Annotated in this window: 21 protein-coding genes and 1 pseudogene; 20 read left to right on the forward strand and 2 right to left on the reverse strand. The window is 70.0% G+C overall.

Annotated elements, in window-relative coordinates; all coding sequences use genetic code 11:
• Position 1 precedes the first annotated feature (1 nt).
• The 13 genes and pseudogenes from BM109_RS32810 (at position 2) to BM109_RS32865 (ending at position 14,033) form a co-directional block, all read left to right on the forward strand.
• Positions 2–1,309 carry a metal-dependent hydrolase family protein gene (locus tag BM109_RS32810; RefSeq protein WP_093352487.1) on the forward strand — a complete coding sequence of 436 codons (1,308 nt, stop codon included), beginning with the start codon at positions 2–4 and terminating at the stop codon, positions 1,307–1,309.
• Between the two features lie 28 nt (positions 1,310–1,337).
• On the forward strand, positions 1,338–2,633 hold the full coding sequence (locus BM109_RS32815; protein ID WP_093352490.1) for a metal-dependent hydrolase family protein: 1,296 nt from the start codon (positions 1,338–1,340) through the stop codon (positions 2,631–2,633).
• Positions 2,630–3,580 (forward strand): branched-chain amino acid ABC transporter permease, encoded by a 951-nt coding sequence (locus BM109_RS32820; protein WP_057592689.1) that lies wholly within the window; start codon positions 2,630–2,632, stop codon positions 3,578–3,580. The genes BM109_RS32815 and BM109_RS32820 overlap by 4 nt, the downstream gene beginning before the upstream one ends.
• Positions 3,577–4,728: a branched-chain amino acid ABC transporter permease gene (locus tag BM109_RS32825; protein ID WP_093352492.1), complete on the forward strand. Its 1,152-nt coding sequence runs from the start codon at positions 3,577–3,579 to the stop codon at positions 4,726–4,728. Before BM109_RS32820 ends, BM109_RS32825 begins: the two co-directional genes overlap by 4 nt.
• Positions 4,729–4,744: 16 nt before the next feature.
• Positions 4,745–6,007, forward strand: coding sequence for an ABC transporter substrate-binding protein (locus BM109_RS32830; protein ID WP_093352495.1), 1,263 nt, complete (start codon positions 4,745–4,747; stop codon positions 6,005–6,007).
• Positions 6,008–6,078: 71 nt separating this feature from the next.
• Positions 6,079–6,900, forward strand: a complete 822-nt coding sequence (locus BM109_RS32835) for an ABC transporter ATP-binding protein (protein ID WP_093352498.1) — start codon at positions 6,079–6,081, stop codon at positions 6,898–6,900.
• A pseudogene (locus BM109_RS41535) lies at positions 6,900–7,397 on the forward strand (ABC transporter ATP-binding protein); the annotation flags it as partial. The gene BM109_RS32835 and the pseudogene BM109_RS41535, both read left to right, overlap by 1 nt.
• 525 nt (positions 7,398–7,922) lie before the next feature.
• Complete coding sequence (locus BM109_RS32840) at positions 7,923–9,140, forward strand: Tm-1-like ATP-binding domain-containing protein (protein ID WP_256222931.1); 1,218 nt, start codon at positions 7,923–7,925, stop codon at positions 9,138–9,140.
• Positions 9,141–9,171: 31 nt separating this feature from the next.
• Positions 9,172–10,002: a phosphoenolpyruvate hydrolase family protein gene (locus BM109_RS32845; RefSeq protein ID WP_093352503.1), complete on the forward strand. Its 831-nt coding sequence runs from the start codon at positions 9,172–9,174 to the stop codon at positions 10,000–10,002.
• Between the two features lie 17 nt (positions 10,003–10,019).
• On the forward strand, positions 10,020–11,708 hold the full coding sequence (locus BM109_RS32850) for a flotillin family protein (RefSeq protein WP_093352505.1): 1,689 nt from the start codon (positions 10,020–10,022) through the stop codon (positions 11,706–11,708).
• A 3-nt stretch (positions 11,709–11,711) separates the two neighbouring features.
• Positions 11,712–12,152 (forward strand): SRPBCC family protein, encoded by a 441-nt coding sequence (locus tag BM109_RS32855; RefSeq protein WP_093352508.1) that lies wholly within the window; start codon positions 11,712–11,714, stop codon positions 12,150–12,152.
• Positions 12,152–13,624, forward strand: a complete 1,473-nt coding sequence (locus BM109_RS32860; RefSeq protein ID WP_093352510.1) for an SRPBCC family protein — start codon at positions 12,152–12,154, stop codon at positions 13,622–13,624. Before BM109_RS32855 ends, BM109_RS32860 begins: the two co-directional genes overlap by 1 nt.
• Positions 13,625–13,655: 31 nt before the next feature.
• On the forward strand, positions 13,656–14,033 hold the full coding sequence (locus BM109_RS32865) for a VOC family protein (RefSeq protein WP_218159433.1): 378 nt from the start codon (positions 13,656–13,658) through the stop codon (positions 14,031–14,033).
• 4 nt (positions 14,034–14,037) lie between these two features.
• Here BM109_RS32865 and BM109_RS32870 read toward each other — a convergent pair whose 3' ends face one another.
• Both BM109_RS32870 and BM109_RS32875 read right to left on the reverse strand, forming a co-directional pair.
• Positions 14,038–15,012, reverse strand: a complete 975-nt coding sequence (locus BM109_RS32870; protein ID WP_143129299.1) for a hypothetical protein — start codon at positions 15,010–15,012, stop codon at positions 14,038–14,040.
• A 99-nt stretch (positions 15,013–15,111) separates the two neighbouring features.
• Entirely contained in the window at positions 15,112–15,897 is a 786-nt protein-coding gene (locus BM109_RS32875; protein ID WP_093352516.1) for an IclR family transcriptional regulator, read from the reverse strand.
• Positions 15,898–16,071: 174 nt separating this feature from the next.
• On the opposite strand from BM109_RS32875, the gene BM109_RS32880 reads away from it, so the two are divergent.
• From BM109_RS32880 to BM109_RS32910, 7 genes are all read left to right on the forward strand, one after another.
• Positions 16,072–17,061: a tripartite tricarboxylate transporter substrate binding protein gene (locus BM109_RS32880; RefSeq protein ID WP_093352518.1), complete on the forward strand. Its 990-nt coding sequence runs from the start codon at positions 16,072–16,074 to the stop codon at positions 17,059–17,061.
• A gap of 23 nt (positions 17,062–17,084) precedes the next feature.
• Positions 17,085–18,092, forward strand: coding sequence for a 2Fe-2S iron-sulfur cluster-binding protein (locus tag BM109_RS32885; RefSeq protein ID WP_093352521.1), 1,008 nt, complete (start codon positions 17,085–17,087; stop codon positions 18,090–18,092).
• A 53-nt stretch (positions 18,093–18,145) separates the two neighbouring features.
• Positions 18,146–19,510 carry an aromatic ring-hydroxylating oxygenase subunit alpha gene (locus BM109_RS32890; RefSeq protein WP_093352523.1) on the forward strand — a complete coding sequence of 455 codons (1,365 nt, stop codon included), beginning with the start codon at positions 18,146–18,148 and terminating at the stop codon, positions 19,508–19,510.
• 20 nt (positions 19,511–19,530) lie between these two features.
• Positions 19,531–20,340, forward strand: coding sequence for an SDR family NAD(P)-dependent oxidoreductase (locus BM109_RS32895; RefSeq protein ID WP_256222919.1), 810 nt, complete (start codon positions 19,531–19,533; stop codon positions 20,338–20,340).
• Between the two features lie 26 nt (positions 20,341–20,366).
• Positions 20,367–20,957 carry a 3-phenylpropionate/cinnamic acid dioxygenase subunit beta gene (locus tag BM109_RS32900; protein ID WP_093352528.1) on the forward strand — a complete coding sequence of 197 codons (591 nt, stop codon included), beginning with the start codon at positions 20,367–20,369 and terminating at the stop codon, positions 20,955–20,957.
• Between the two features lie 9 nt (positions 20,958–20,966).
• Positions 20,967–21,161 (forward strand): hypothetical protein, encoded by a 195-nt coding sequence (locus BM109_RS32905; RefSeq protein WP_093352531.1) that lies wholly within the window; start codon positions 20,967–20,969, stop codon positions 21,159–21,161.
• A gap of 82 nt (positions 21,162–21,243) precedes the next feature.
• The gene (locus BM109_RS32910) at positions 21,244–22,227 is read left to right on the forward strand and encodes a Bug family tripartite tricarboxylate transporter substrate binding protein (RefSeq protein WP_093352533.1); all 984 of its coding nucleotides are present in this window, start codon (positions 21,244–21,246) and stop codon (positions 22,225–22,227) included.
• The last annotated feature ends 13 nt before the right edge of the window (positions 22,228–22,240 follow it).

Below are 22,240 nucleotides of genomic sequence, written 5' to 3' on the forward strand. Positions count from 1 at the left end.
CGTGGCCGACGTGCTGTTCACCAACGTCCGCATCTTCGACGGCGGCGGCGAAGCCCCCTTCACCGGCGACGTGCTGGTTCAGGGCAACCGCATCGCGCGCGTCGTCAAGACCTCGCACGGTGCGCGCTCCGCGCCCGTGCATAGCGCCCAGGTCATCGACGGGGCTGGCGCCTTCCTGATGCCCGGCATGGTCGAGGCCCACACGCATTTCTCGTGGAACGACCAGCCCAGCCTCGACGCGATCCAGCGCATGCCGCCCGAGGAGCACATCCTGTGGTGCGCCGAGGTCGCGAAGCGCTACCTCGACATGGGCTGGACCAGTTGCGTGGGCGCCGCCACCGCCAAGCCGCGGCTCGACGTGGTGATCCGCAACGCCATCAACGACGGCACCATCGTCGGCCCGCGCTACCTGGCCGCGAGCCAGGAGATCACGGTGCCCGGCGGGCTCGGCGACACCACGCAGCCGCACCTGCCGCAGCCCGAGTTCGCCTTCGGCGCGGTGGTCAGCGGCGCCGAGGAGATGCGCCGCTGCGTGCGCATGTTCGCCAAGTACGGCGTCGATTCGCTCAAGATCAATCTCTCGGGCGAGTCGATCACCGGCATGCCCAGCGAGATGAGCCAGTTCACCGAGGAGGAGATCCGCGTCTGCGTGGAAGAGGCCAAGGCCTGGGGCAAGCGCGTGGCCGCGCATGCGCGCTCGACCTGGTCGATCAAGCAGTGCGTGAAGCACGGCATCGAGGTGATCTACCACGCGAGCTTCACCGACAGCGAGGCGCTCGACCTGCTCGAGGCGCACAAGATGGAGCACTTCATCGCGCCCGGCCTCGCGTGGCTGATCAACACCTGCCACCACGCGAGCCAGTGGGGCCTGACGAAGGAAGTCACCACGAAGATGGGCTATCACCGCGAGCTCGACGCCGCGGTGGAGAGCATGCGCGCGATGCGCAAGCGCGGCATCCGCATCCTGCCGGGCGGCGACTACGGCTTTGCCTGGACGCCGCACGGCACCAATGCCAAGGACCTCGAGTACTTCGTGAAGTACGTGGGCATGAGCCCGATGGAGGCGCTGCTGTCGGCCACCGCCTGGGGCGGTCCGATGATGCGCATGGGCAAGGTGCTGGGCTACATCCGCGAGGGCTACCTGGCCGACATCCTGCTCGTCGACGGCGATCCGCTGGCCGACATCACGGTGCTGCAGGACAAGTCGCGCATCCTCGCCGTCATGAAGGACGGCGAGTTCCACCGCGCCCCGCCGCTGCGCCAGGCGCAGGGCCTGCGCGTCGCCCCTCCCACCCGCTGGGCCGCCTAGGCCCGCCGAACCCCGACCGGAGCACCGCATGGCCGACGTCGTCTTCACCAACGTGCGCATCCTCGACGGCACGGGGCAGAACCCCTACAGCGGCAGCGTGCTGGTGCGCGGCAACCGCATCCGCCAGGTCGGCCGCAGCACCGCGCCGATCGCGCCCGGCGGCGCCACCGTGATCGACGGCGCGGGCGCCACGCTCATGCCCGGCATGTGCGAGGCCCACACGCACTTCTCGTGGAACGACGCCGCCACGCTCGCGGCGATCCAGACCATGCCGCTCGAGGAGCACGTGCTGTGGTGCGCCAAGGTCGCGAAGCGCTACCTCGAGGCCGGCTTCACCTCCTGCGTGGGCGCGGCCTGCGCCAAGCCGCGGCTCGACGTGGTGATCCGCAACGCGATCAACGCGGGCCAGATCCCCGGGCCGCGCTACCTCGCGGCGAGCCAGGAGATCACGGTGCTCGGCGGCCTGGGCGACGAGACGCTGCCGCACCTGCCCTTTCCCGAGTTCAGCTTCGGCGTGAACATCTCGGGCGCCGACGAGATGCGCAAGGCGGTGCGCCTGTTCCTCAAGTACGGCGTCGACTCGATCAAGCTCAACCTCTCGGGCGACAACTTCACGCCGCAGTCGCCCTCCGAAACCACCTGGATGCTCGACGAGGAAGTGGCCGCGGCGATGCGCGAGGTCAAGATCCGCGGCAAGCGCGGCGTGGCGCATGCGCGCTCGTCGGAGAGCGTGAAGCAGGCGCTGCGCCACGGCATCGACCTGATCTACCACGCGAGCTTCGTCGACGAGGAGGCGCTCGACATGCTCGAGGCCGCGAAGGACCGCGTCTTCGTCGCGCCCGGCATCGCCATCCTCTACGCCATGCTGCACGAGGCCGAGCCCTATGGCGTGACCTACCAGATGGCGGCCGACATGGGCTACCAGATCGAATGGGACGCGGCCTGCGTCTCGCTCGCCAAGATGCACAAGCGCGGCATCCGCGTGCTGCCGGGCGGCGACTACGGCTTCGCCTTCACGCCGCACACGCAGAACGCGCGCGACCTCGAGTTCTTCGTCAAGTACCTGGGCTTCACGCCGATGGAGGCGATCCGCTCGACCACGCTCTATGGCGGCCAGATCATGATGCGGCCTGACGAGCTCGGCCTCGTCAAGGAAGGCTACCTCGCCGACCTGATGCTGGTCGACGGCGATCCGCTGGCCAACCTCTCGATCCTGCGCGACGCGAAGCGCATCCTGGCCGTGATGAAGGACGGCGAGTTCGCCAAGGCACCGGCGATCGCGTCCGAGCGCGGCTGGGACCGGGGCTGGGAGCGCGCGGCATGACACGCGCCGCCCTCACGCGCTGGGCCCTGTGGCTGGTGCTCGGCGTGCCGATCGCGGTGTTCGCGGTCTGGGCCGTGGCCGACAACGCCTCGCTGTTCTTCAAGACGCTGCTCAACGGCCTCACGCTGGCCTCGCTCTACTTCCTCGTGGCCAGCGGCTTCACGCTGGTGTTCGGGCTGATGCGCAACGTGAACCTCGCGCACGGCTCGCTCTACCTGTTCGGCGCCTACGTGGGCTGGTTCGTCGGCGAGCACACCGGATCGTGGGTGCTCGCGGTGATCGCGGGCTTCCTCGCGGCCGCGGTGCTGGGCCTGCTGATGCAGCTGCTGGTGTTCCGCCACATGCAGGGCCAGGACCTGCGCCAGACGCTGGTGACCATCGGCCTGTCGATCGTATTCGCCGACCTGATGCTGTGGATCTGGGGCGCCGAGATCTACACCTTCGATCCGCCCTCGTGGATCTACGGCTCGACCACGCTGCCGCTGGTCGAGAAGTTCCCGACCTACCGGCTGGTGGTGCTGCTGGCCTCGGTGCTGATCGGCGTGGGCCTGTGGCTGCTGCTGGCGCGCACGCGCATCGGCATGATGATCCGCGCCGGCGTCGATGACCGCGGCATGCTGGCCGCCTCGGGCGTCAACGTGCAGCTGGTGTTCGCGCTGACCTTCGCGATCGGCGCCGGCCTCGCGGGCCTGGCCGGCGTGGTCGGCGGCACGGCCCTGTCGATCTCGCCGGGCGAGGACACGCGCTACCTGCTGGCCTCGCTGGTGGTGGTGATCGTCGGCGGCATGGGCAGCGTGGTCGGTGCCGCCATCGGCGCGCTGCTGATCGGGCTGGCCGAGCAGTTCGGGCTGGCCTATGCGCCGACCTACAGCGTGGTCTTCACCTTCGTGATCATGGTGGTCGCGCTGGCGTTCAAGCCGCGCGGGCTGATGGGGAAGGCTGCATGAGCGCCGCGCAGTGGCGTCGTGCCATGAAGTCGGGTGCAATGCCCGCGCAGGAGACGCGCGTCACCGCGTTGCCGCGCGCGGTCGCATCGCCATCGCAACCCGCCGAACCGCCGCCGGCCCACGGCGAGCTGCCGCGCTGGCTGGGCAGGCTGCTGCGCCCCGTGCGCTGGCGCCATCTGGTCGTGGCGCTGCTGGTGCTGGTCTATCCCTTCGTCGCCTCGCCCTTCTTCACCTTCCAGATCGGCGCCCAGTCGCTCGCGCTCGGCCTGATCGCGCTGTCGCTGACCTTCCTCGGCGGCTATGGCGGCATGGTGTCGCTGGCGCAGATGACGGTGGCGGGCTTCGCGGCCTACGTGGTCGCGATCGTGGGCAGCAGCAGCAACACGGCGATCAGCCTGGGCTGGCCCTGGTGGCTCGCGGTGCTCGTCGCGCTGGCGCTGGCCACGCTGTTCTCGGCCGCGGTGGGCTGGCTCTCGGTGCGCACCGAGGGCATCTACACCATCATGATCACGCTGGCCGTGGGCGTGGCCTTCTTCTACCTCGCGCAGCAGAACTACACGCTGTTCAACGGCTTCCAGGGCTTCAGCAAGCTGGCCGCGCCCACCGTGTTCGGGCTCGACCTGCGCGAGCCCGTGCCCTTCTACCTGCTCACGCTGGGCTGCTCGGTGGCGGGCTACTTCTTCATCAAGCACCTGATCCGCGCGCCCTTCGGTGTGGCGCTGCAGGGCATCCGCGACAACCCGCGCCGCATGCAGGCGCTGGGCTTCGACGTCACGGCGCACCGGGTCGCGGCCTATGCGGTCTCGGGCTTCCTGGCCGCGGTCGGCGGCGTGCTGCTGGTCTGGTACAACGGCCGCATCTCGCCCGGCACGCTCGGCATCGGCGCGATGATCAACATCCTCATCATCGCCGTGCTCGGCGGCATGAAGCACCCCATCGGTGCCTTCATCGGCGCGATCGTCTTCGTGCTGCTGCAGAACTTCGCCATCGACCTGGTCGACCGCGAACGCTTCAATCTCGTGATCGGCGGGGTCTTCCTCGCGATCGTCCTCTTTTCCCCCGACGGACTGCTGGGCCTGTGGCATCGATTGCGCACGCGCCTGGGCGCACCTTTCCCCACCCGTGGCTCAGGCCGCATTCACCAGTGACCAGAAGGAGCGAGACATGAAGAGAGTCGAGAAGGTGTTCGGACGCGGCATCGTCGCCGCCGCGGCGTTGTTCGCGATGGCCGGGGCCGCGGGCCTCGCGCAGGCGCAGGAAACCCTCAAGATCGGCCTGCTGGCCTCGCTCGAGGGACCGTTCGCGGCGCCGGGCCAGGACGGCATGCGCGGCGCCGACCTCGCGCTGAAGGAGAAGAAGGGCATGGCCGGCGGCAAGAAGATCGAGTTCGTGAAGGTCTCGTCGGACGCCACGCCCGACAAGGCCGTGAACTCGACGCGCAAGGCGGTCGAGCAGGACAAGGTGCAGATCATGATCGGCCCGCTGTCGGGCGACGAGGGCATCGCGGTCAAGAACTACGCGAAGACGCAGCCCAACGTCACCTTCATCAACGGCTCGGCCGGCGCGCAGGCCGCGACGCTGCAGGACCCCGCTCCCAACTTCTACCGCTTCAACACCGAGGGCGCACAGTGGATGGTGGGCCTGGGCGAGCACGCGCTGTCCAAGGGCTACAAGCGCACCTTCCTGATCGCCGAGGACTACGGCTTCCCCTACTCGCAGGTGCAGGGCTTCATGGCCAGCTACTGCGCCAAGGGCGGCAAGGTGGTCGACAAGGCCTGGGTGCCGCTGGGCACCAAGGACTACGCCTCGGTGATCGCGAAGATCCCGAAGAATGTCGATGCGCTGGTGGTGGTGCTCGGCGGCTCCGACGCGGTGAACTTCCTGACCCAGTACGAGCAGGCCGGCGGCGACAAGCCGATGATCGGCGGCTCGATCACGGTCGACCAGACGGTGCTGAACTTCAAGGGCAAGCGCCGCGAATCGCTCTTGGGCACGGCCTCGGCGGGCCCGATGGCCGACTCGATCGACACGCCCGAGTGGAAGAAGTTCGTGGCCGACTACAAGGCCAGCTTCAAGGACGGCTTCCCGAGCCCGTCGCTGTTCGCCTACCTCTACTACATCAACACCAAGGCCACGCTCGATGCGCTCGACGCGGTCAAGGGCGACCTGTCGAACAACCAGAAGGCCTACCGCGAGGCGCTGCAGAAGACCAACTTCAAGGGCCCGGCCGGCGACGTGAAGATCGATGCCAACCGCAACGGCGTGGGCACGACCTACATCACCGAGGTGAGCAAGGCGCCCGACGGCTCGTTCTACAACAAGGTCGTGAAGTCGGTGCCGAACATCTCGCAGACGCTGGGACTGTCGGAGGCCGAGTTCAAGAAGATGGGGATGGGCACGCGCGACGTGCCGGATTGCCGGACCTGAGGCCGGCGACCACCGTCGAACGAACGCGCGGGGTCCGCCCCGCGCGCCCACTCCCCTTCGAGACATCCAGGATGGCCACGATCACCACGCTGCGACCGCCCGCCTCGCGCGCGCCCCAACCCGCGCGCGGCGGGAGCACGCAGCTCCTGTCGGGCGACGCATTGCGCCTGGACGGCGTGACGCGCGCCTTCGGCGCGCTGCGCGCGGTCGACGGCGTCTCGCTCGCGGTCACGGCGGGCCAGAAGTACGCCATCCTCGGATCGAACGGCGCCGGCAAGACCACCCTGTTCAACGCCATCACGGGCGACTTCCCGCCGACCGCGGGACGCATCCATTTCTTCGGCGAGGACATCACCGACCTGCCGCCGCAGGACCGCATCCGCAAGGGCCTGCGGCGCACCTACCAGTCCTCGCTGCTGTTTCGCGACCTCTCGGTGCGCGACAACCTGTTCCTCGCGGTGCGCGGCGTGGCCAGCGGCCGCTTCAGCTTTCGACGACCCGGTGCCGGCCATCCGAGCACCCGCGCGACCGAGGACCTGCTCGAGCGCGCGCGCCTGTCGCACATCGCCGACGAGAAGGTCGCGAACCTCGCGCACGGCCAGCAGCGCCAGCTCGAGATCGGCATGGCGCTGGCCGGCGCGCCGCGGCTGATCCTGTTCGACGAGCCCGCGGCCGGCCTCTCGCCGGCCGAGCGGCGCGAGCTGGTGGCGCTGTTGACCTCGCTGCCCGCGCACATGAGCTTCGTGCTGATCGAGCACGACCTGGACATCGCGCTGCGCGTGGTCGACCGCGTGACGGTGATGCACAACGGCCGCGTGCTGCGCACCGGCAGCCCGGCCGAGATCGAGGGCGATGCGCAGGTGCAGGCGATCTACATGGGGAGCAAGCACTGATGGCCTGGTTCGGCGGCGGCGATCGCGACACGGCGGCCGGCCGGTCCACCGCGCTGGTGGTCGAGGGCCTCGACGTCTACTACGGCCGCGCCCATGCGCTGCAGGACGTGAGCCTGTCGCTGGAGCGCGGCGTGCTCGGCATCGTCGGGCGCAACGGCATGGGCAAGACCACGCTGTGCAACGCGCTCACCGGCCTGGTGCCGGCGCGCGGCAGCGTGCGCTTCGGCGGCGAGGAGATCCTGGGCCTGGCGCCCAACGAGATCACGCGCCGCGGCATCGCCTACGTGCCGCAGGGCCGGCGCGTGTGGCCCTCGCTCTCGGTCGACGAGACGCTGCGGCTGGTGGCCAGCCGCCGGCGCGAGGTCGATCGCGTCTATGCGATGTTCCCGCGGCTGGCCGAGCGACGCGGCAATGGCGGCGCCCAGCTCTCGGGCGGCGAGCAGCAGATGCTCGCGATCGGCCGCGCGCTGCTGTTGAACCCCAAGCTGCTGGTGATGGACGAGCCGACCGAGGGCCTGGCGCCGGTCATCGTCGACCAGGTGGCGCAGGCGCTGCGCGACCTCGCGGCCGAAGGCCGCATCGCGGTGCTGCTGATCGAGCAGAACCTCGGCGTGGCGATCTCGGTGGCCGACCGCATCGGCCTGATGGTCAACGGCCGCATCGCGCGCGAGATGCCGGCGGCCGAACTCGCGGCCGACCGCGAGCTGCAGGAGAAGCTTTTAGGCGTGCGCTCGGGCGGCCATGGCGACGAGGCCGAGCCGGAGCAACCGGCACCGCGCATGGGCGAGGACGACGGCCGCGACAACGCGCCGCGCGTCTACACCGTGCGCCGCGCCCATGGCGACGGCGCACCCTCGCTCGACGACCTCGCGCCGGCCAGCGTGCGCGGCTTCACGCGCTGGAATGCCGGCGGCACGGCCGCGCCCGCGGCCGACATCCCGCGCCTGATCGCACCGCCCGAGCCGGCGCAGCCCGCGGCAGCCTCGGGCCAGGTGTTCGACTTCCCGGTGGCCGCGAGCAGCGTGCGCGCGGCCTACGTGGCCGGCACCTTCGACACCAAGAGCCGCGAGCTGTTCTTCCTGCGCCAGTGCATCGAGCGGCTGGGCCTGCGCGTGGTCACGGTCGACCTCTCGACCTCGGGCAAGCCCTCGACCGCGAGCGTGCATCCGCGCGAGGTGGCACGCCACCATCCCAAGGGCGAGTCGGCGGTGTTCAGCGGCGACCGCGGCAGCGCCACCGCCGCCATGGGCCTGGCCTTCGAGGCCTTCCTGCGCACGCGGCGCGACCTCGGCGGCCTGATCTCGGCCGGCGGCTCGGGCGGCACCTCGATGGCCACGCAGGGCATGCGCGCGCTGCCGATCGGCGTGCCCAAGCTCATGGTCTCGACCATGGCCAGCGGCGACACGCGGCCCTACGTGGGCCCGAGCGACATCTGCATGATGTATTCGGTCACCGACGTGCAGGGCATCAACCGCATCAGCGAGAGCGTGCTGTCGAACGCAGCCAATGCGCTGGCCGGCATGGTGGCGCATCCGGCCTCGGTCTCGGCCGTGACCCGGCCCGCCATCGGCCTCACGATGTTCGGCGTGACCACGCCCTGCGTGCAGGCCGTGACGCGGCGGCTCGAGGACGACTGGGACTGCCTGGTGTTCCATGCCACCGGCGTGGGCGGCCAGTCGATGGAGAAGCTCGCGGACTCGGGCCTGCTCGCGGGCGCGATCGACGTGTCGACCACCGAGGTGGCCGACGAGATCGCGGGCGGCGTGCTGTCGGCCGGGCCCGACCGGCTCGACGTGTTCGCGCGCCACGCCCTGCCCTACGTGGGCTCGTGCGGCGCGCTCGACATGGTGAACTTCGGTGCCTGGGACACCGTGCCCGAGCGCTTCCGGGCGCGCAATCTCTATCGCCACAACACCACGGTGACGCTGATGCGCACCACGGCCGAAGAGTGCCGCGCCATCGGCGAGTTCATCGCCGCCAAGCTCAACGCCATGCGCGGGCCGGTGCGCTTCCTCATTCCCGAAGGCGGGGTCTCGGCCATCGACCGGCCGGGCCAGCCCTTCCATGACCCCGAGGCCGACCGCGCGCTGTTCGCGGCGCTCGAGGCCGGCTTCCGGCCGGGGCCGAACCGCCAGCTCAAGCGGCTGCCGCTGCACATCAACGACGAAGCCTTCGCCGATGCGCTGGTCGAGGCCTGGCGCGAGGTCTCGCGGGCCGCGCCGGGCGCGCGCCGCGCATGAGCGAAGAACAACCGAGGAGGAGCCCATCACCATGACCCGCATCTCACGCACCGCGCTGCTGGAGCGCTTCCGCGCCAAGATCGCCTCGGGCCGGCCGCTGATCGGCGGCGGCGCCGGCACCGGCCTGTCGGCCAAGTGCGAGGAAGCCGGCGGCATCGACCTGATCGTGATCTACAACTCGGGCCGCTACCGCATGGCCGGGCGCGGCTCGCTCGCGGGGCTGATGGCCTACGGCAATGCCAACGAGATCGTCTGCGAGATGGCGCGCGAGGTGCTGCCGGTGGTCAAGCACACACCGGTGCTCGCGGGCGTGAACGGCACCGACCCGTTCATGATCCCCGACGAGTTCCTGCACCGGCTGATCGCGCTCGGCTTCTCGGGCATCCAGAACTTTCCGACCGTGGGCCTGATCGACGGCACCTTCCGCGCCAACCTCGAGGAGACCGGCATGGGCTACGGCCTGGAGGTCGAGCTCGTGGCGCGAGCGCGTTCCCTCGACCTGCTGACCACGCCCTATGTCTTCAGCGAGGCCGATGCGCGCGCCATGGCCGGCGCGGGCGCCGACATCGTGGTCTGCCACCTGGGCCTGACCACGGGCGGCGCGATCGGCGCCGAGACCTCGCTGAAGCTCGACGACTGCGTGCCGCTGATCAACCGCTGGGCCGCGGCCGCGCAGGAAGTGAACCCCGGGGTGATCGTGCTCTTTCACGGCGGCCCGATCGCCACGCCGGAGGATGCGCAGTACGTGCTCGCGCGCTGCCCCGCCTGCGACGGCTTCTATGGCGCCAGCTCGATGGAGCGCCTGCCCGCGGAGGTGGCGCTGACCGAGACCACGCGCCGCTTCGTTCAGATCACGCGATAAACCAGGAGACGACATCCATGTCAGGTTCTCAATTCGGAAGTTTCATTCTCGGGCTGCTGGTGGTGGCGATCGCGGTCGCGATCGTCGTCCTGCTGCTGCACTGGCTCTACCTGCGCAGTTCCAAGGAACGCGCCTTCGTGCGCACCGGCCTCGGCGGCCAGAAGGTGGTGCTCGACGGCGGCGCCTTCGTGCTGCCGATCGTGCACGACGTGATCCCGGTCAACATGAACACGCTGCGGCTGGAGGTCAGCCGCGGGCGCGACAAGGCGCTGATCACCAAGGACCGCATGCGCGTGGACGTGATCGCCGAGTTCTACGTGCGCGTGGCGGCCAAGGCCGAGGCGGTGGCGGTGGCTGCGCAGACGCTGGGCCTGCGCACCATGGAGCCCGAGCAGCTCAAGGAGCTGGTCGAGGGCAAGTTCGTCGACGCGCTGCGCACCGCCGCGGCCGAGATGACGATGGAGGAGCTGCACGAGAAGCGCGGCGCCTACGTCAAGCGGGTGCGCGAGGCAGTGGCCGAGGACCTGACCAACAACGGCCTCGAGCTCGAGGCCGCCTCGCTCACGCAGCTCGACCAGACCGGCATGGAGTTCTTCAACCCGAGCAATGCCTTCGACGCGGAAGGCCTGACGCGGCTGACCGAGCAGATCGAGCACCGCAAGAAGCAGCGCAACGACGTCGAGCAGGACACGCTGATCGCGATCCGCAACAAGAACCTCGAGGCCGAGAAGCTGTCGCTCGAGATCGACCGCGAGAGCGAGCATGCGCGACTGACGCAGCAGCGCGAGGTCGAGATGGCGCGCTCGCGCCAGCGCGCCGAGGTGGCGATCGAGCGCGCGCAGCGCGAGCAGCACGCAGAGAGCGCGCAGATCGCGGCGCGCCAGAGCATCGATGCCGCGCGCATTCGCTCCGAGCAGACCCTCGAGGAGGAGCGCATCGGCAAGGAGCGCGCGATCCAGAGCGCCGAGCTCGAACGCCGCACCTCGCTCGAACTGGCCGAGCAGCAGCGCTCGATCGCCGTGGCGCGCGAGAGCAAGGCGCAGAGCGAGGCCCAGGCCGAGGCCGAGGCCGCGCGCGCCCAGGCCGTGACGGCCGAGGAGAAGGTGTTCACGGCACGCGAGGTCGAGAGCGCCGAGCGCAAGAAGACCATCGAGCTGATCGCGGCCGCGCTGATCGCCGAACGCGAGGCGCTGCGGCTGACCTCCGCGGCCCAGGCCGAGCACGACGCGAGCGCGCACCGCGGCGCCGCGCTGCGTGCCCAGGCCGAGGCCGATGCCGACGCCGAGAAGATCCGCGCCGATGCCACGCGCGTGCGCGCCGAGATCGAGGCCGAGGCCGCGCGCTGGATGAACGAGGCGCACAACATGCTCACGCCCGAGGCGCGCATGTCGGCCCTGCGCATGCGGCTGGTGGAGAAGGCCGAGGGCATCATCCGCGAGTCGGTGCGGCCGATGGAGCGCATCGAGGGCATCAAGATCCTGCAGGTCGACGGCTTCGGCGGTTCGTCGGGCGGCGCTCGCAATGCCGAGGGCGGTGGCAATTTCGCCGACGGGCTGGTCAATTCGGCGCTGCGCTTCCGGGCCCAGGCGCCGCTGGTCGACCAGCTGCTGCGCGAGATCGGCATCGAAGGCGGCGACATCCAGAAGCTGGTCAACGAGAGCAGCGGCGCGCGTGCCGCGCTGGGCGCCGGCACGCCCAAGGAATAAGGCATGGTGAACGTCTACGTCTCGAGCGTGATCGACGCGAGCGCCGACAACGTGTGGGCGCGCGTGCGCGACTTCAACGGCCTGCCGCAATGGCATCCGCTGATCGCCGACAGCCGGATCGAGAACAACCAGCCGGCCGACCGCGTGGGCTGCATCCGCCACTTCCACCTGCGCGACGGCGGCATGATCCGCGAACGGCTGCTCGCGCTCTCGGACTACGACTACAGCTGCAGCTACGAGATCCTCGAGAGCCCGATGGGCGTGAGCCACTACATCGCCACGCTCAAGCTCACGCCGGTGACCGACGGCGGGCGCTGCTTCGCCGAATGGAGCGCCGAGTTCGACTGCGAGGAGCATCGCGAGCGCGAGCTGGCCGACTCGATCGGCGACGGCGTCTTCCAGGGCGGCTTCGATGCGCTGAAGCGGCACTTCGGAGGACGCTGATGCTGCAGCGGGTCGTGCGCTCCACCGTCATCGACGCGCCGATCGAGCGCGTGTGGGCGGTGCTGCGCGACTTCAACAGCCATGCCGACTGGCACGAGGTGGTGGAGGCCAGCCGCATCGAGGGCGACGAGCGCGGCGACCAGGTGGGCTGCGTGCGCAGCTTCACGCTGCGCGACGGCAACCGCATCCGCGAGCAGCTGCTGAGCCTGTCGGACAGCGAGCACAGGAGCACCTACTGCATCGTCGAGGCCACCCTGCCGCTGCAGCGCTACGTGGCCACCGTCACCCTGAAGCCCGTGACCGACGGCAACCGCACCTTCTGGCATTGGGAATCGACCTTCGCCACGCCGCCGGGCCGCGAGCGCGAGCTGCGCGACACGGTGGCGCGCGGCGTGTACGAGGCGGGGTTCGCGAACCTGCGGCGCTACCTGGAGCGCGGGACGTCCACGTCTTCCGCCGGCATCGCCGCATCGGCCGCGCTCGCGCTGCCGCGGCGCGGCGTGGGCCTCGAAGCCTATGGCGGCCCCGAAGTCCTGCGGCCGCGCGACGACGAAGCGGCGGCGCCCGCCGAGGGCGAGGTGCGCATCCGCCAGCGCGCGATCGGCGTGAACTTCCTCGACGTCTACCTGCGCCGCGGCTGGATGCCGTCGATGCTGCCGGTGTCGGAGGGCGCGCCGGGCGTGCCCGGAATGGAGGCGGCCGGCAGCGTGATCGATGTCGGCCGCGGCGTCAGCGGCCTCTTTCCCGGCGACCGCGTGGCCTACCTCGGGCCCGTGCCCGGCGCCTACCGCAGCGTGCGATCGGTGCCCGCGGACTGGGTGGTGCGGCTGCCCGCGGCCGTCGAGGACGACGAGGCCGCGGCACTGCTGCTCAAGGGCCTCACGGCCGACTACCTGCTGCGCGACCTCGGCCGCGTGCAGCGCGGCACGCGCATCCTCGTGCATGCCGCGGCCGGCGGTGTCGGCCTGCTGCTGTGTTCGTGGGCGCGCAGCCTCGGCGCGGTCGTGGTGGGTACCGTCTCGAGCGAGGAGAAGGCCCGCGTCGCGCGCGACCATGGCTGCGAGCACGTGATCGTCACGCGCGACTACCGCTTCGCCGATGCGGTGCAGCGCGCCTGCGGCGGCGTCGACGTGCTGGTCGACGGCCTCGGCGAGGCCGCGCGTGCCGAGAACCATGCGGCGCTCGCGCGTCGCGGCCACTGGATCAGCCTCGGCCAGGCCAGCGGCGCGCTGGCCGCGCTGCCGCCCGACCTGTTGATCGCCAAGTCGCTGAGCTTCTCGCGGCCGGTGGTGTTCGACTACGTCGCCACGCCCGCGCAACTGGCCGAGCGCGCGCAGCGCCTGTGGGATGCGCTCGCCAGCGGCGCCATCCGCAAGCCGCCGATCGAACGCTTCGCGCTCGATGCCGCGGCGCGCGCCCATGAACGCCTCGAATCGCGCGCCAGCATCGGCGCATTGGTTCTGCTGGCCTAGGGCCTGTTAACACGATGCAAGGAGAACGCCCGTGATCGTCGGCATGAACCACTTCACCGTCACCGCGGAAGACGAGCGCCAGACGCTGGACTTCTACACCGGCCTGCTCGGCCTGCGCGTGGGCCACCGGCCCGACCTCGGCTTTCCGGGCGCCTGGCTCTACGGCAGCGGGCCGCAGGCCGTGCTGCACCTGTACTTCGGCCGCCCCGTGCCCGCGCAGCGCACCGGCGTGATCGACCACATGGCCTTCACGGCGCAGGACCTGCGCGCGGTGAAGGCGCGCTTCGACGCGGCGGGCGTGAAGTACGAGTTGCGGCAGCAGGCGGGCGCGGGGACCTGGCAGCTGTTCTGCCACGATCCGAACGGGGCCAAGGTGGAGCTGGATTTCGATCCCGCGGAGATGCCTTAGGCGATCAGCACAGCAGGCCCTTGCAGCCGCGGGCGGTCATGAAGACCGTGTACGGCCGCCCCCCGGGATCGCTGAACACCCGATAGGGCTTGGCGCCGGTCTCGCCTTCCTGGTTGAACAGCGCGACCGCCTTCACGGCCGACTCGATCGCGGTCGGCGCCTCGAAGGACGAGGTGTCCACGATGCGGTAGCTGAAGGTGCTGCGCTGGGTTTCGTCCCGGACGAACAGGTTCTTCGGCTCGCTCGACGAAGAGAGCCCCGTGACGAACTTCGCGCCCTTGGCGCCCTGTGCGTTCAGCTGCTCCACGTTCTCTCGATGGCTGGCCTCCGCGCGCGTAGGCACCAGCTCGAAGACGCAGCGCGAGGTGGTGGGCACTTCGCGCCCCAGCACCAGCTTGCCGTCCGGGTAGATGGAATCGAACGCGCAATAGCCCTGCTGTCCCAGCTTGTTGAACGTGGCCAGGAGATTCGACGGGATACCGTCAAGCCCCGACACGATGCCGGTATCGACGAATTCGTAGGTCGTGGTGCTGTCGGTGGCCTTGCTCAGGATCGCGTTGAACTCCGTCTCGATGAACTGGTCGCCCGTGATCCGATAGCCCTCGGCGCCCTGCGACTGCATACTGGCCAGGGTCCTGGCCTCGTTCATGGGCCGGATCCGATGCTCGTAGCCGGCCGCGTTGCCCTTCTTCTGATAGAGAGCTCTCTGCTCGCCCTTGACCAGGTCATGGATGCCGAAGGAAAGGTAGACCAGGAAGCCGCTCATCCGGGTGCTGTGCAGCTCCGCCAGCAGGGCCTTCGGATCGCTGATGTCCTGCGCGCCCAGTTGGTAGGTGTAGGGCGTGATCGCCATCGGATCGGCCTCAGGCTCCGGCGCCGGTTCTGGCGTTGCGGCCGGCGGCGCCACGGCCGCGGGCGGCGCGATCATCGGAAACCCGCCACCACCACCTCCACCGCCGCCACAGGCGGTCAGCAGCATCGCCACTCCGAGCCAAGCCGGAGGAGCGCATCGTCTCCCTGCCATCGCGAACTCCCTCTTTGTATGAGTCCGGACATCCTACGGATGTTTGTTACATCGTCATGGCAGTGACGCGGGTGGAGCCTCCCCCGCCCCCTTCACCCCCAACGCCTGCGACAGCCGCGCACAAGCCGCGACCACCTGCCGCCCCAGCGCCTCCACATGCCCCTCGCCGATGCGCGCGGCCGGGCCGAAGATGCCGATCGATCCCGCGACGCCGCGGCCGTTGTAGAACGGCGCGGCCACGGCCACGGCGCCTTCGATCAGTTCGTCGCGGCTCACGGCATAACCGCGCTCGCGGGTGCGTTCGAGTTCGGCGCGCAGTTTCTTGAGGTCGATCTTCAGGTCCTTGGTGTAGTGCGCGAGGCCCTCGTCGGCCCCGGGCATGAAGGCCAGGATCGCGCGGCCGCTGGCGCCGCGCGCGATGCGCTCGGTGTAGCCGACGCCGCGCTTGAAGTTCAGCGGCTGCGGGCTCGGCATCTCGGCCAGACACAGGCGCATCTCGCCCTGCGCCACGAACATCGCGACCGTCTCGCGGGTCTCGCTCCACAGCCCGCGCATGATCGATTCGGCCAGCGCCGACAGGTCCAGCGTCTCGGTCCACACGTGCGACAGCCGCGCCACCGAGGGCCCGAGCCGGAAGCGCTGCGGGTCGCCGACCGAGACGATGAAGCCCTTGGTCTCGAGCGTGTAGAGGATGCGGTAGAGCGTGGGCCGGCTCAGGTCCACGCGCTGCAGCAGCTCGCCGGCGGTGAGCTCGGCGTCGTCCTTGGTGAACGCCAGAAGGATGTCGAGGGCGCGGTTGACCGCGCGCACGTTCTCCGAGTTCTTCTCCTTCGGCTCCATGGTCCCTCCTGTGTTGTCGCTTTGCATCGCGGCATTTTCGCTTCCCGCCCGATCCCCTCCCCCGCGCCGCGCGGCCGCGCCGGCGCGACCCGATTGCACGATCGAATCTTGTCCGTATAATGAGCGCATAGTCCACACAACGGACAACTGCACCGACAAGCGATTGGAGACACGATGAACCCCGCCACCCCTTCCCGCCTCCGCGGCCGCTCTCTGCTGGCGGCCGCCGCCCTCTTTCTCGCAGCCCTGGCCGCGCCCGCGCAGGCCGCCTACCCCGACAAGCCGGTGCGCGTGGTGGTCGGCTTCGCGCCCGGCGGCACCAACGACATCCTGGCCCGGCTGATCTCGGTCAAGCTCTCGGAGCGGCTCAAGCAGTCCTTCGTGGTCGACAACCGCGCGGGCGCCAACTCGATCATTGCGGCCGAGCTGGTGGCCAAGGCACCGGCCGATGGCTACACGCTGTTCGTGGCTTCCTCGGGCGCGATGACGGTGAACCCGGCGGTCTACGGCAAGCTGCCCTACGACCCGGTCAAGGACTTCCAGCCGGTGGCGCTGCTGGGCTCGTTCCCGCTGGTGGTGACGACCAACGCCGCGTCGAGCGCGAAGACCATGGCCGAGCTCAAGGCGCTCGCGGCCAAGGCGCCGGCCGGCGGCCTCAACCACGGCGTGGCCTCGTCCTCGTTCCAGCTCGCGGCCGAGCTTTACACCAGCGAGGGCGGCGCGAAGTTCACACACGTCAACTACAAGGGCACCGGGCCAGTCATCACCGCGCTGCTGGGCAACGAGGTCGACCTCGGCTTCCTCGACATCGCGGCCGTGCTGCCGCAGATCCAGGCCGGCCGGCTCAAGGCCGTGGCCGTGACGACGGCCAAGCGCTCGAGCGTGCTGCCGCAGGTGCCGACCATCGCCGAGTCGGGCACGCCCGGCTACGACGTGCCGATCTGGACCGGCCTGGTGGCGCCCGCGGGCACGCCCACCGAGGTGGCGGACCGCATCCGCGCCGCGCTCAAGGAGGTGCTGGCCGAGCCCGACACCGTGAAGAAGCTGCAGGCCCTCGGCATGGAGCCGGGCCATGTCGACAGCGCGGCCTTCGGCAGGCAGATCGCCGCCGACATCGCGCGCTGGACCGCGCTCGCGAAGAACGCCAACCTCAAGGTCGACTGACCGGCGCACCCAAGGAGCCACCGATGAGCGCCAGCGTCGCGATCACCCTGCTCTTCGCCGATGGCGGCACGCGCCGCGTCGACGCGCGTCCCGGCGACACCGTCGTGGCCGCGGCCGCCGAGGCCGGGCTCAATCTGCTGACCGACTGCAGCAACGGCCAGTGCGGCACCTGCACCGCGCAGCTGGTCTGCGGCAGCGTCGAACTCGGCGACTACGACCGCGCCGTGCTGCCCGATGCCGACCGCGCGGACGGCGCCACCTTGTGCTGCGTCTCGCGCGTCACGGCGGAAGACTGCGTGATCGAGCTGCCCTACGACCTTTCCGAGGCCACGGCCGAGGAACCGCCGCCGATCGTGGGCACGGTCAGCGCGCTCGAGCGCGTGGCGCTCGAGACGATGCGGCTCGAAGTCCGCGTCGATGCGCCCGTGAGCTTCCAGCCCGGCCAGTACGTGCGCCTGCGCGCCGCGGGCAGCGAGGCCTGGCGTTCCTACTCGATGGCCAATGCCTCGGGCGACAGCACGCTGGTGTTCTACGTGCGGCTGGTCGACGGCGGCGCCTTCTCGAGCTGGCTCGCGCAGTCGGCCGCGGTCGGCGCCACGCTCGAACTCAGCGAGCCGCGCGGCAGCTTCTTCCTGCGCCAGGAGTCGCGGCCGCGCCTGTTCGTGGCCGGCGGCACCGGGCTCGCGCCCTTTCTCTCGATGCTCGAGGCGATCGCTTCGCGCGAAGGCGCGGCGATGCAGCCGACCACGCTGCTGCTCGGCGTGCGCAGCGGCGCCCACCTGTTCGCGCTCGAGCGGATCGAACAGCTCAAGCAACGGCTGCCGGCGCTCGAGGTGCGCCTGGCCGCCGAGGCCGAGCCCGGCGACGCCTGCCATGGCGGCTATGCCACCGACCTGATCGGCACGCTCGCGCTCGATCCCGCCACGCGCATCTACCTGTGCGGCCCGCCGCCGATGGTCGAGGCCGGCCGCAGCGCCGCGGCCTCGGCCGGCCTGGCCCGCGCCGACATGCTCTGCGAACGCTTCAACTGAAGCGCCGCTTTCCGATTCCCCACCCGACGCACACGACGACAAGGACGCAACGAATGACGACGACGACACCGATGGTCTATCACCGGATGGTCGACCTCAAGCAGGGCACGATCAGCCGCGAGATCTTCTCGAGCAAGGACGTGTACGAGGAAGAGCTCGAGAAGGTGTTCACGCGCGCCTGGCTCTTCGTGGGCCACGAGAGCCAGATCCCCAAGCCCGGCGACTACTTCACCTCGCGCATGGGCGCGGAGTCGGTGATCCTCACGCGCGACAAGAAGAACAAGGTGCACGTGTTCCTCAACTCCTGCCGCCACCGCGGCATGAAGGTGTGCCAGTACGACCACGGCAACACGCAGCTCTTCACCTGCCCCTATCACAGCTGGAGCTACACCACCGAGGGCAAGCTGTTCGGCGTGCCGCAGTTCAAGGCCATCTACGAAGGCTGCCTCGAGAAGGAGAACTGGTCGCTGATCGAGGTCGCGCAGCTCGCGATCTACAAGGGCACGGTGTGGGCCACCTGGGACAAGGACGCGCCCGACTTCCTCACCTACCTGGGCGACGCGCGCGCGCACCTCGACCTCGCGCTCGACTGCCGCGACGGCCGCGAGGGCGGCTCCGAGGTGCTGGTGGGCGTGCAGAAATGGGTGATCCCCTGCAACTGGAAGTTCGCGGCCGAGAACTTCCTCGGCGACACCTATCACAACGTGAGCCACCGCTCGGTCGACCTGATCGGCATCGGCCCGAGCGCCGAAGTCGGCGTGAAGGGCCGGCGCGACAACGAGCTCGAGTACGCGCAGCACCTGTGGGTGAACTTCCCCGCCGGCCACGGCGTGCACAGCGCGCTGCTGCCGGAAGACACGCCCTTCGTCGACACCTACAAGAACAACCCGGTGATCGCCGAGTACTTCCGCCATTGCCACGAGGAGCGCAAGCGCCGGCTCGGCGCCGAGAAGAACCGGCTGGTGCCCTTCGTCGGCACCATCTATCCGAACACCTCGTTCCACGGCAAGCAGCCGCGCAACCTCTGCGTGTGGCATCCCAACGGGCCGGAGTCGACCGAGGCCTGGCGCTTCTTCCTGGTCGATGCCGACGCGCCGCAGGAGGTGAAGGACTTCCTGCGCACCTACTACATGCGCTATTCGGGCCCGGCCGGCATGACCGAGCAGGACGACATGGAGAACTGGAACTACGCCACCGCCGGCAGCCGCGGCACCATCGCCAAGCGCTATCCCTACAACTACCAGCAGTCGATGGGCAAGGTCACGACCGAGGGCCCGGTGCCCGGCAACGTGAGCCTGCAGGTCAGCGAGGAGAACCCGCGCCAGTTCTACCGCCGCTGGCGCGACTACATGGACGGCGCCGACTGGGACACCCTGCTGGGCCGTCACGACACCGGCGCGGCGAGCTTCGCCGGATGACGGCCGCAGAAATGGCAGGCATGGCGCACCAACCCGTCACCCTCGTCACCGGCGGCACCTTCGGCCTCGGCGAAGCCATCGCGCTCGAACTGGCCCGGCGCGGCCACCGCGTGCTGGCCTTCGGGCTCGCGCAGCCGCAGGTCTCGAGCACCGCGCAGGGCCTCGAGGGCGTGCGCGCCGCGGCCGAGGCCACGGGCCTCGCGGAGCGCATCGAGGTGCTCGAGGCCGATGTCTCCAGCGCCGCCGACGTCGAACGCGTGGTCGAACGCGCGCTGTCGCGCTTCGGCCGCATCGACGGCCTCGTCAACAACGCCGCCATCGGCCCGCTCGGCACGGTGCTCGACACGAGCGAGGAGATGTTCGACCGCATCCTGGCCGTCAACGTGAAGGGCGTGTACCTCGCCTCGCGCGCCGTCATCCCCACGATGGCCGCGCAGGGCGGCGGCTCGATCGTCAACATCGGCTCGGGCGCCGGCCACGGCAAGCCCAACATGGCGGCCTACGCGGCCAGCAAGGGCGCGGTGCTCGCGCTCACCACCGCGATGGCCTACGACCACTTCCATCAACGCATCCGCGTGAACCTCGCGATTCCCGGCGGCGGCGGCATCGTCTCGGGCATGAGCGTGGGCCGCGTGGGCGGCGACGCCGCGCTGTTCGCGGGCCGCAAGGTCGCGGGCACGGTGGCGGGCCGCCCGGCCACCGGGCGCGATCTGGCCAATGCCGTGGCCTTCCTGCTGTCCGACGATGCAGCCACCGTCTCGGGCACGGTGGTCGACGTCGGCTGCTTCGCGAACCAGGGCGGGCCGATCCCGCCCGCACCGAATTCCTGACCGAACCTCCCACGAAGGACGCATCGATGACCGAGACCCTCACCGAACCGACCGCCGTCGCCAGCCCGCCGCCGAGGCCGCCGCGCGACGCGCGCTACTACGAACTCAAGCGCGAGATCGAGGAGTTCCTCTACGACGAGGCCGAGATGCTCGACCAGCGGCGATTCCGCGAATGGCTGGACACGCTGGCCGAGGACCTCGTGTACTTCATGCCGATGATGTTCAACGTCAAGTTCGGCCAGCACGAGACGCGCGAGAAGACCCGCTACGAGAAGGACATGAGCTGGTTCAACGAGGGCAAGTGGACCCTGACCAAGCGCGCCGAGCAGATCCTCACCGGCGTGCACTGGGCCGAGGAACCGCTGTCGCGGCTGTGCCGCCTCGTCACCAACGTGCAGCTCACCGCGATCGGCGAGAACGCGGCCGGCCAGCAGGAGGTGTCGGTGCTCAGCGGCTTCCTGATCTACCAGAACCGCTGCGAGCACGAGGAGTACTACTTCGCCGGCAAGCGCAGCGACGTGCTGCGGCGCGTGGACGGCCGGTGGCAGCTCGCGCGGCGCGAGATCCGGCTCGGCCAGAACGTGCTGCTGGCCAAGAACCTCACCATGTTCTTCTGAGGCCCGCCCATGCTGAACATCATGCACCTCGAGGCGGGCCGCAGGCTCGAACTGCGCAGCGGCGCCATCGGCGAGATCGTCGAGAACATGGGCGACGGCATCTGGGTGCAGCTGCGCATCCTGAGCGCGCCGCGCGGCGACTTCGCCGCGGGCGACGAAGAGCTGATCCATTGCGAGGACATCAAGGACCTCGCGCCCGACTGACATCGACACGCGGCGGGCAGGACCGGGCCAACGAAGCCCGGCCGTCCGTCGACGACATCCAGAACCCACGGAGACAAGCCCCATGAAGATTCTTTCGACGCGCTTCAGCGCGCGTGCGCTCGCGAGCGCCGCCCTCGCGCTTTGCGCCTTCGCTGCCACCGCCCAACCCTTCCCTTCCCGGCCGGTGACGCTGGTCGTTCCCTTCGCGCCCGGCGCCTCGGCCGACGGCATCGCGCGCATCGTCGGGCGCGAACTCTCCACCGCGCTGGGCCAGCCCGTGGTGGTCGACAACAAACCCGGCGGCGGCGGCGCCACCGGCCTGATCGGCGTGGCGAAGTCCGCGCCCGACGGCTACACCATCGGCATGGGCGCCACCGGCGCGATCGTGGTCAATCCGAACCTGCCCGATGCCGCGCCGCTCAAGCCGCAGGAGCAGCTCGCGCCGGTCGCGAAGGTGGCCGACATCCCGCTGGTGCTGGTGGCCGGCGCGAAGACCGGGCTGCGCGACCTGCGCGGCTTCATCGAGAAGGCACGCGCCACGCCCGAGGGCACCAGCTACGGCACCACCGGCCAGTACACCGCGCAACACCTCGCGGGCGAACTGCTGGCCAGCATGGCGAAGCTCAAGCTGGTCGCCGTGCCCTACCGCGGCAGCGGCCCCGCGGTGACCGACCTGCTCGGTGGCCAGTTGCCGGTGGCGGTGGTCGACCTGACCTCGGCCTATCCGCACATCAAGAGCGGCGCGCTGGTGGCGCTCGGCGTGACCAGCGCCACGCGCAGCGCGGTGGCGCCCGAGATTCCGACCATCGCCGAGGGCGGCGTGCCCGGCTACTCGGCCACCGCGTGGATGGGCCTGTTCGCGCCCGTCAAGGCACCGCCCGAGGCGATCGAGAAGCTCGCCGGCGCGATCCAGGCCGTGGTCGCCAAGCCCGAGGTGCAGTCGCAGATCGTCGGGCTCGCGGCCGAACCGCGCTACCTCGGGCCGGCCGGGTTCAAGAGCTTCATCCACGCCGAGTCGGACAAATGGGCGGGCGTGATCGCCTCCATTCCCGCGCCGCAGAAGTAGCCCGCCAAGGAGA

The sequence above is a fragment of the Variovorax sp. PDC80 genome (assembly GCF_900115375.1).
Lineage (GTDB): Bacteria > Pseudomonadota > Gammaproteobacteria > Burkholderiales > Burkholderiaceae_C > Variovorax.

Bases quoted from the DNA above. Each gene is read 5' to 3' on its own strand.
- BM109_RS32815 (WP_093352490.1), top strand. From the start codon at position 1,338: ATGGCCGACGTCGTCTTCACCAACGTGCGCATCCTCGACGGCACGGGG.
- BM109_RS32820 (WP_057592689.1), top strand. From the start codon at position 2,630: ATGACACGCGCCGCCCTCACGCGCTGGGCCCTGTGGCTGGTGCTCGGC.
- BM109_RS32825 (WP_093352492.1), top strand. From the start codon at position 3,577: ATGAGCGCCGCGCAGTGGCGTCGTGCCATGAAGTCGGGTGCAATGCCC.
- BM109_RS32830 (WP_093352495.1), top strand. From the start codon at position 4,745: ATGAAGAGAGTCGAGAAGGTGTTCGGACGCGGCATCGTCGCCGCCGCG.
- BM109_RS32835 (WP_093352498.1), top strand. From the start codon at position 6,079: ATGGCCACGATCACCACGCTGCGACCGCCCGCCTCGCGCGCGCCCCAA.
- BM109_RS32845 (WP_093352503.1), top strand. From the start codon at position 9,172: ATGACCCGCATCTCACGCACCGCGCTGCTGGAGCGCTTCCGCGCCAAG.
- BM109_RS32850 (WP_093352505.1), top strand. From the start codon at position 10,020: ATGTCAGGTTCTCAATTCGGAAGTTTCATTCTCGGGCTGCTGGTGGTG.
- BM109_RS32855 (WP_093352508.1), top strand. From the start codon at position 11,712: ATGGTGAACGTCTACGTCTCGAGCGTGATCGACGCGAGCGCCGACAAC.
- BM109_RS32860 (WP_093352510.1), top strand. From the start codon at position 12,152: ATGCTGCAGCGGGTCGTGCGCTCCACCGTCATCGACGCGCCGATCGAG.
- BM109_RS32870 (WP_143129299.1), bottom strand. From the start codon at position 15,012: ATGCTGCTGACCGCCTGTGGCGGCGGTGGAGGTGGTGGTGGCGGGTTT.
- BM109_RS32875 (WP_093352516.1), bottom strand. From the start codon at position 15,897: ATGGAGCCGAAGGAGAAGAACTCGGAGAACGTGCGCGCGGTCAACCGC.
- BM109_RS32880 (WP_093352518.1), top strand. From the start codon at position 16,072: ATGAACCCCGCCACCCCTTCCCGCCTCCGCGGCCGCTCTCTGCTGGCG.
- BM109_RS32885 (WP_093352521.1), top strand. From the start codon at position 17,085: ATGAGCGCCAGCGTCGCGATCACCCTGCTCTTCGCCGATGGCGGCACG.
- BM109_RS32890 (WP_093352523.1), top strand. From the start codon at position 18,146: ATGACGACGACGACACCGATGGTCTATCACCGGATGGTCGACCTCAAG.
- BM109_RS32895 (WP_256222919.1), top strand. From the start codon at position 19,531: ATGGCGCACCAACCCGTCACCCTCGTCACCGGCGGCACCTTCGGCCTC.
- BM109_RS32900 (WP_093352528.1), top strand. From the start codon at position 20,367: ATGACCGAGACCCTCACCGAACCGACCGCCGTCGCCAGCCCGCCGCCG.
- BM109_RS32905 (WP_093352531.1), top strand. From the start codon at position 20,967: ATGCTGAACATCATGCACCTCGAGGCGGGCCGCAGGCTCGAACTGCGC.
- BM109_RS32910 (WP_093352533.1), top strand. From the start codon at position 21,244: ATGAAGATTCTTTCGACGCGCTTCAGCGCGCGTGCGCTCGCGAGCGCC.